The sequence below is a fragment of the Nocardia paucivorans NBRC 100373 genome (assembly GCF_000308675.1).
GTDB classification, from domain to species: Bacteria; Actinomycetota; Actinomycetes; order Mycobacteriales; family Mycobacteriaceae; genus Nocardia; species Nocardia paucivorans.
The window spans coordinates 1-1,318 of record NZ_BAGE01000103.1; the positions used below are offsets into that span (position 1 = coordinate 1).

Below are 1,318 nucleotides of genomic sequence, written 5' to 3' on the forward strand. Positions count from 1 at the left end.
GTGGGGTTCACCCCGGGTAGTGGACACCGAGTTAGCAGGATCGTTGATCCTGCGGAAGGATGTCTGTGTGTCTCGGAAACGTCGGTCGTTCACGGCCGAGTACAAGGTCGAGGCTGCTCATCGGGTGATCGATTCCGGTCGCACGGTCGCCGAGGTCTCGAGAGAACTCGGCGTGCACGAGAGCCTGCTGGGCCGCTGGGTTGCCGATGAACGCCGCCGCATCGAAGCAGCCGCGGTCCATCGGGAGCAGCCCTTGTCCGGTGCCGAGCGGGCAGAGTTGCTGCGTTTGCGCAAGCAGGTCGCCGAGCAGGACAAAGATATCGCGTTCCTGAAAAAAGCCTCGGCGTACTTTGCCGCGATGCAGCAGAACCGGCCCGGTTCGAGCTGATGGCAGAGTGCGCCGCCCCGAATGCGTTCACCGGCGGTGCTGGCGAGGACGTCGCGCGGATGGCGCGACTGCTGAAGGTATCCAGGTCCGGCTACTACGAGTATCGGAAACGCGCCCGGTCGACGTCGTTGACGCCGCGGGCGCAGCGGTATGCGGATCTGGCGGTCAAGATCATGGTGCATCACCGCGAATCGGACGGCACCTACGGCGCCCCGCGGATCACCGCCGATCTGCGTGAGGCCGGTGAAAAGGTCAGCGAGAAGACCGTCGCCAAGATCATGGCTTCAATGGGGATCGAGGGGATCAGCCCACGGACGTTCAAGGTCGCGACCACGGTGGTCGATGCGGGTGCGTCGTTTCCGCCGGATCTGGTCGGTCGCCGGTTCGACCAAGGTCGCCTCGACGCCGTGTGGACCAGCGACATCACCTACCTGACCTGCGGAGAAGCTGATATGTATTTGTGCGCGATCAAAGACGAGCACTCCAAACGGGTGCTGGGCTGGTCGGTGGCCGACCATATGCGCACCGAACTGGTGACCGACACCCTCGACAAGGCGGTCGCGACACGCGGCGGTCACGGCCGCGGAACTGTTCTACACGCGGACCGCGGCAGTCAATACACTGCTTCGGCCATGGCCGCGGCCTGCCGTCGGCATGGCCTGCACCGGTCGATGGGCGCTACCGGCATCTGCTGGGACAACGCCGGCGCGGAATCGCTGTGGTCGACGTTCAAACATGAACACTACTACCGGCATACCTACGTGACGAAAACCGAACTTGTTGCCGCGGTTGACAAATGGATGCACTGGTACAACACTCGGCGCCGTCACTCCACGATCGGGATGATCAGCCCGATCGCTTATGAACAATCACTGTCGGCAGCTGCTACAGCTGCTTGAGCCCCTGTCCACCATTCGGGGTGAACCTCAG

General features: G+C 63.2%; 2 protein-coding genes. Both read left to right on the forward strand.

All coding sequences use genetic code 11. From position 1 onward, the window contains the following. Positions 1 to 67 precede the first annotated feature (67 nt). Entirely contained in the window at positions 68 to 388 is a 321-nt protein-coding gene (locus tag ON32_RS23470; protein ID WP_040793194.1) for a transposase, read from the forward strand. Next, a complete protein-coding gene (locus ON32_RS23475; RefSeq protein ID WP_040793193.1) occupies positions 388 to 1,287 on the forward strand; it encodes an IS3 family transposase in 900 nt (299 codons plus the stop codon). The genes ON32_RS23470 and ON32_RS23475 overlap by 1 nt, the downstream gene beginning before the upstream one ends. Positions 1,288 to 1,318 lie beyond the last annotated feature (31 nt).

Excerpts from the sequence above, each read along its gene's own strand:
- ON32_RS23475 (WP_040793193.1), top strand. The coding sequence starts at position 388 with ATGGCAGAGTGCGCCGCCCCGAATGCGTTCACCGGCGGTGCTGGCGAG.